The organism is Colwellia sp. MB3u-45, assembly GCF_014077005.1.
In the GTDB taxonomy this organism is placed as follows: Bacteria; Pseudomonadota; Gammaproteobacteria; order Enterobacterales; family Alteromonadaceae; genus Cognaticolwellia.
In genome coordinates this window covers 1-7,032 of sequence record NZ_JACGVC010000020.1, presented here as the reverse complement: position 1 = coordinate 7,032, position 7,032 = coordinate 1, and the positions used below count along the sequence as shown (strand labels likewise).

Annotated in this window: 5 protein-coding genes; 3 read left to right on the top strand and 2 right to left on the bottom strand. The window is 36.3% G+C overall.

All coding sequences use genetic code 11. From position 1 onward, the window contains the following. The first annotated feature begins 688 nt into the window (after positions 1 to 688). Positions 689 to 1,690, top strand: coding sequence for a GGDEF domain-containing protein (locus H4J41_RS00125; RefSeq protein WP_182135143.1), 1,002 nt, complete (start codon positions 689 to 691; stop codon positions 1,688 to 1,690). An 85-nt stretch (positions 1,691 to 1,775) separates the two neighbouring features. On the opposite strand, the gene H4J41_RS00120 is transcribed toward H4J41_RS00125, so the two are convergent. Then, a complete protein-coding gene (locus H4J41_RS00120) occupies positions 1,776 to 2,285 on the bottom strand; it encodes a M48 family metallopeptidase (RefSeq protein WP_182135145.1) in 510 nt (169 codons plus the stop codon). A 447-nt stretch (positions 2,286 to 2,732) separates the two neighbouring features. Beyond that, positions 2,733 to 3,305 (bottom strand): TetR/AcrR family transcriptional regulator, encoded by a 573-nt coding sequence (locus H4J41_RS00115; RefSeq protein ID WP_182135147.1) that lies wholly within the window; start codon positions 3,303 to 3,305, stop codon positions 2,733 to 2,735. 146 nt (positions 3,306 to 3,451) lie between these two features. On the opposite strand from H4J41_RS00115, the gene H4J41_RS00110 reads away from it, so the two are divergent. Continuing rightward, the gene (locus tag H4J41_RS00110; protein ID WP_182135149.1) at positions 3,452 to 4,498 is read left to right on the top strand and encodes an efflux RND transporter periplasmic adaptor subunit; all 1,047 of its coding nucleotides are present in this window, start codon (positions 3,452 to 3,454) and stop codon (positions 4,496 to 4,498) included. Beyond that, positions 4,498 to 7,032: efflux RND transporter permease subunit (locus tag H4J41_RS00105; protein ID WP_182150439.1), on the top strand; the 2,535-nt coding region annotated here is incomplete at its 3' end. The genes H4J41_RS00110 and H4J41_RS00105, both read left to right, overlap by 1 nt.

Below are 7,032 nucleotides of genomic sequence, written 5' to 3'. Positions count from 1 at the left end.
GAAAGCGCCATCAAACGAACCCGCATTCGCCCATTAGTTTCTTTTGCTATAAGAGATTTAAAATCAATGGATTCAAGTGTGATCATAACGACTGATATCAATGTATGAAAAATGAAACCAATTAGCTCACAAATTTAATCAAAATGGTATAAGTCCATTTTCGCGTAACCGTTGCTAGACCTGTTCTATTAGACTTAACTTTGGTGATGGGGTACTAGTTTATTAACTCATAAATTATCAATTTTTTCTGTTTTTGCACAATAGTGCAAAGTTGATTTTTTGCCGCATGCTCATTTAAATCTGTTGTGTTTCAAATCGCGTAATTAAGAGCCAAAAAATTGTTCAATATTTTTAATTTTAACTGCTAATATTTATTTAAGTACCAATTTGATGTATTAATCGCCATTTTAAAAAGCCGTTCTAGTTATCTCGATACAATGAATCTTTATTATTAGCCTATAATAATCTTTTTATAGGCTAATAAGTTTATATAAAAAACTTCATTATTAGGTAAAAAGCTCTAACAAGTGATATTTAGCATTTTAATGCTTGTTGAACGTTGCTAATTTAGATATTCTCATGAAAGGTAATTAACATCTTATTTACATTTTGGTTCTATTCGTTAACAAGTAATGTTAACAAGTGATTGTTAACATTAAAATAATAAATATACTCTTAAGGAGTGCTCGTGCTTATTAAAGATAATTTTGATGAGGTACTGAAGTTTAGTGCATCAACAAACGAATTTTTATCTCATTATCAAATCCCAGCTAGTCCAGTAAATTATTCAGTCACTTATTTGCATATTAGTAAGCGTAATGAAAAATTAACTGCAGAGTTAGAAAGGCATGTCCAAACCTTTCAGGACGTTGATTTAACTTTTATTGAAGGTTTATTTGAAAAGTATATTTCTAATTCTCATACTATTGATAAACAAATACTTGAACCGATTGAGAAGTCTTTAACTTCTACTCTCGACAAAATTAATTTACAAGTAGATAGTGCTAAAGCGGCAACTTCTAACTTAATAAAAGCGAAAAAAGCACTTTCTAAACATGAACACCATAAATCTATGCAAAATATTGTTGCCTTTTTGATGAAAAATATTACATTTTCTCAACAACAGCATACCGACTTATCTTTAGATCTGACCAGGACTTGTGGTGAAGTTAATTTTTTAAAATCTAAGCTTCAAGCCGCACGTAATGAAGTAATAGTTGATTCTTTAACTGGTTTATATAATCGTCGTGGCTGTGATATTAAGTTAAAAGAATTAGATATTGAACAAGTACATTCTTCATTAGCAATAGATATTGACCATTTCAAAAATTTTAATGATAAGTTTGGCCATGTTATTGGCGATAAAGTGATACAGCGCATTGCAAAAGTGATTTTATCATCTATATCGGATAACGATATTGCCGTTCGTTTTGGTGGTGAGGAATTTGCTGTTGTTATGGTAAATAAAACCAAAACACAGGCATATGAAGTTGCAGAAAATATCAGGCTAGCGATTTCACAATTAAAACTGATGCAAAGAGACTCAAAAGCCAATCTACCTAAAATCTCTGTTTCTATTGGTGTAGTACAACGAGAAGAGGAATTAAACTGGGCAGCGATATTTGAACAAGCTAATACCGCCTTATATCAAGCTAAAAATAGTGGCAGAAATAGAAGCGTTTGTTTATAGATGAGTATCCCACTGACACTTAACCTATGCTGTTCTTGATTTAGGCACTTTTTATATACCTAAAGACATTAATAAGCGGCAATGTTTATTGATAAATACTGCCGTTTTTTTCAAGCTCAGTAAGGTATATACGAGTCATTAGCTCTAATTGATGATAGTTTGGTAACATATGTTGGCATAGTTGATAAAAGGCTTTGTTATGCTCTTTTTCTTTCAAATGGGCCAGTTCATGCACCACGATCATACTTAATAACGCTTCGGGCGCTCGCTTAAACATGCTACCAATACGGATTTCGTTTTTACTTTTTAGTTTATTGCCCTGTACGCGAGAAACATAAGTGTGCAAACCTAGCGCGTTGTTCACAACATGAATCTTATCATCGTACTTTACTTGACTAAGTGGCGCTGATTTTTTTAAATATTGTTGTTTTAACGCGATGGAGTATTCGCGTAATGCTTTATCAGTAGTAACTTCATGTGGCGCAGGAAATTGCGCCAATAAATAGGCTTTTAAGTTGTTTTCCTTAATAAGCTGTGCGACTTGCTGCTGTATATCAATAGAATAATGAGATAAGTACTTTAACGGTGTGGCCATGTGACTAAATAGGTTCTGTATTGTTGATGGTTACGACTGTAGCAATAGTTTACGCTATTATAATTTAACTATTCATTGTTTTTTATTAAAATTTTTATCGCTATTTATTGGCATATCATTATTACTCGTCTGTTCAAGGTAAACGCGAGCACAATCCGATATATCAAGGATTAAATCTTCCATGTTTCAAACGTACAGTGGCGAAGACTTGTTTAAAACACGCTTGGTATTTGGTTCTTCAATTAACGCCTCAAATAAATATTTGAGTTTTTAAAGGCACATTGATGAAGTTAGTTACTTGAATATAAAGTTACACTAAAAATAGCGAAGCTAAAGTTCGATATTTTTATCTCTACTGAGCATTAGGCAGAATGAGTCATTTAATTAGTCAGTTTTGGCGAGATAAAAGCTAATTATAAATAGAGATCTTGAAGGGAGAACATTGCACTAAAGTGGTGATGTTGATGCTTTAAATATCGCCATTAAGTTTTCTACAAAGGTAGTATTGTTTTTATCTGATACTGATACCGTGATGCCAAATGGTGCAAAGTGAAGTGTTTCAGCTAATGCTGATGCCGACAAGCCTATTTTACTTAGTGTTAAACGATTGGCGGAAATTTCTTTTTCAATTCTTAATTGGATACTATTTTTTATTAAGCTTTCTTCTGCTTGAATAAGGTCTTTGCAAAATGCCTGACCAGCGTGTATTAAATTAGCCCTAATTAGACTGCTGGATACGTGATTGAATAAGCCTTCACATCGTTGAATAGTAAGCACTTGGGTTTCCTGCCAAAAATTTATTTCTGACTTACTGTAGACACTAATCAATATATTATGTTGCTGAAAATGTTTTTCAACAACAGCTCTAAATAATAGCTCTTTTGATTTAAATTGTTTATGTATAGTCACACGCGATATGCCAGCATAACGACTGACCATAGAAATATTTGCGGTATCGTAGCCGTGCTGAAAAAAACAATCCATAGCGACACTTAGTATTTTATCGGTAGTACTTGGCAAATCATCTGCTCTTACTCATTGAAGTATCGATATATTAACGTGAGTGGTTACATTAAACAACAAGTTTACACTAGTTGTTAATGTGTAAACCTGTGTTATGATTCGCCTACTTATTTTTATAATTTAACTTATATTTTGGGATTGATGTGAAGCGAATTTTTATGCTCGGAGCCGTTATTTTACTGCAAGCTTGTTCTGAACCAACAGAGGTCACAAAAGAGGTTGCACCTGTAGTGGTTCAACTCACCAGTGCCCGGCTAACAAATTTAGTGAATGACTATGAATTTCCAGCCACGGTGTCGGCGGTGAAGAGTGTTGACCTTAAATTTGAAGTCTCAGGACGTTTAATTTTCGAGAGCCTTGTCGAAGGTAGTGAAGTTAAAAAAGGTCAAATTTTAGCAAAAATAGATCCGAAACCTTTTCAACGTAAAGTGCAAGAAAGTCGCATTCGTCATGAAGACGCGCAACGAAATTTAAAACGCATTAAAGATGTTTTTGAAAAGAATGTTGCGTCGCAACGTGATTACGATGAAGCAAAATCTCAGTTTTCAATTACTAAAATAGCATTAACTAATGCCGAGCAAGATTTAAGTTACTGCACGATAAGAGCCCCATTTGATGCTGTTATTGGTGCTAGGTACATTGAAAATGATAGTTTAATTCGTACCGGAGATTCACTGGCTAATTTACAAGATAGATCAGCGCTTTATTTTACCTTTGAAGTGCCTGAACGCATTATGACCGCCAATGCCGGCAATCGCGATGTAAAAGCAAGTGCTCATATTATTGGCCAGGAAGATAAGATATTTGACATACGTTATGTTGAACATAAAACCACGCCTGATCCCATTACTCAAACCTATGGCGTAACCTTTGCACTTGACGGTGAAATTGCGAAATCTTTTTATCCAGGCTCGCGAGCCATTGTTAACATTAAACAAAATAATAGTCACTCACAGGCATTAATTATTCCATTAAGTGCATTAGTAGGTAATAACGACTCGGGCTTTAGTGTCTGGCGCTTTAATCAAGTACAAAATAGTCTGACTAAGGTCAAGGTCAAGGTTTCCAAGTTAAAAGGCGAATACGCCCTAATTTCTTTGGGATTAAGTCCTGATGATAAAGTGGTTTCTGCCGCAGTGGGGCAAATGCGTGAGGGGCTAATAGTCAGAGAATATAAGGCGACATATTAATGGATATTGCACGTTATTCGTTGACTAAGCCCATTAACATTTGGCTTATGGCGATATGTTTTATTATTGGTGGCATTGTTGCTATGGGCAAAATTGGCCGCTTAGAAGATCCGGCCTTTACTATAAAAAAAGCCGTTATCTTTACCTATTATCCGGGGGCAAGTGCGGAAAAAGTTGAAAAAGAAGTTACTGAGCAAGTTGAAATAGCGCTGCAGCAAATGTGGCAATTAGATACGTTGAAATCAGTCAGTAAACCCGGCGTATCCCGAGTAACCATGGAAGTACAACCACATATTGATGGGCCATTATTACCCCAAATTTGGGACGAACTACGCAAACGCCTTATTGATATTGAACACGACTTGCCACTTGGTGCTAGTGCTCCAGTGGTTATCGACGATTTTGGTGATGTTTATGGCATTTATTATGCTTTATCTGCGCCTGACTTTAGCGCTGATCAAATGCGTGAATTTTCCCGTATAATTCGTCGTGAAGTTCTAACTGTTGACGGGGTTGCTAAAGTAAAAATTGGTGGTATTTTAGAAGAAGAAATTGTTGCCACCATTGATAGCTATCAAATTGCCGGTTTAGGGCTTTCTTTTCCTGATATTCAAAAAGTACTGGCGAATAATTTAAAACCCTTTAGTGGTGGAAGATTATACGTTGGTGATAAAAAAATTAGGATCCCAGTTGCAAGCTCAACCAATAAAATAACAGAAATAGAAAACCTCTCTATTGTTATTCCGGGTAAAAATGCCTCAATAAAGATAAAAGATATTGCTCAGCTCAGTATTGAACCTGTAGCTATCCCAAGTGGCTTAAAACGCTTTAATGGTGAACGTGCCATAACCTTAGCGGTATCGGCGCAAAGTGATATTAATATCGTTGAAGTTGGTGAGGAAATTTCCACTAAACTGGCTGAAGTGCTCGCTAAATTACCTGCGGGTATTCAGTTATCTTCTATTTATAACCAAGCGAAAATCGTTGATGAATCAGTTGACGGTTTTATCTTAAATCTGGAAATATCAGTTGCTGTAGTGACCTTAGCACTTTGTCTATTTATGGGTTGGCGTTCGGGCATTGTTGTTGGAGGCACTTTATTGATCACGGTATTAGGGACTGTCTTGATCATGTGGCTTTATGATTTACAACTACAACGTATTTCTCTAGGAGCCTTGGTTATTGCCATGGGAATGCTGGTTGATAACGCTATTGTAGTAGCAGAAGGTATGATGCTACGCATGGAGAAAGGTAAGTCGGCAATGGAGTCTGCCAGCTTTATTGTTAAACGCACACAGTGGCCATTACTGGGCGCTACGGTTATTGGTATAGCGGCATTTTCGGGTATTGGTTTATCAGATGATGCCACAGGAGAATTTTTATTTTCACTGTTCGCCGTAGTACTAATATCTTTGCTGTTAAGTTGGATACTTGCGGTAACGTTAACGCCTTTATTAGGTAAATACTTTTATCAAGTGGGTGATAAAGCCGATGTAGAAGCATCGCATTCATTATTTCATCAAGCTTATTTAGTTGTTTTACGTAATGCTTTGCATTGGCGTGGTGTAACCTTAGGGTTATTGGTAGTGATTACGATTAGCGCATACGCAAGCTTTGGTTTTATTAAACAAGGATTTTTCCCTCCTTCAAATACTCCAGTGTTTTTTGTTCATTACTGGGGGCCGCAAGACTCAGATATTAGAGCCACTGAAAAATATATGAAACAAGGTGAAAAGCTGATCCTTAGCACTGAAGGTGTTGAATCATTAGCAACTTTTATCGGTGAAAGTTCAGAGCGCTTTACCTTAGTATTTGCCCCTGAATTACCTAATGAGAGTTATGGATTATTTATGGTGCGAGCGCATGACGCAGCTGAGATCCCTCGTTTAGCGCAAGTAGTTGCTGATAAATTAAGATTAGCAAATCCTAAGGTAAACTTTTACGCAGAAATCATGCAATTTGGCCCTGGTGCGGGTGCTAAAATTCAGGCACGATTTTCTGGCGAAGATCCCGCTATTTTAAGGCAGTTAGCTGAGCAAGCAAAAGCGATTTATTCCGCAGATGGTAATATTCGTGATATTCGTGATGACTGGCGCGATAAAGGTATTGTTTTAGCACCTGAGTATGATGATATAGCGGCAGGCATTGCCGGTGTTTCAAGGAGTGACTTTAGTCAAGCGATAAAGTTTTATAGTGATGGTTTGCAAATAGGGCAATTACAAGATGGCGATTACCTTTATCCAATTATTGCCAGAAATAGTAGCACAAATCCTGATCAATTAGCCGGCTTAGAAAACAGTTTAGTGTGGAGCAGTAGTCAACGAACTTATATACCCTTTAAACAAGTAAGTGGCAAAATGAACTATGCCAGTGAAGAGCTTCTAATTAATCGACGTGATCGTGTACGAACTATTACCGTTAAAGCGGAGGCCGGATACAATGAAACTACCGGTGAGGCGTTTAATCGTACACAAGCTAAAATTGCTGCTATTGCTTTACCAGAAGGTTATAAACTTGACTGGGGCGGCGAATAT

What these genes read in the sequence shown, in the direction of transcription:
- H4J41_RS00120 (WP_182135145.1), bottom strand. Translation starts at nt 2,285, where the DNA reads ATGGCCACACCGTTAAAGTACTTATCTCATTATTCTATTGATATACAG.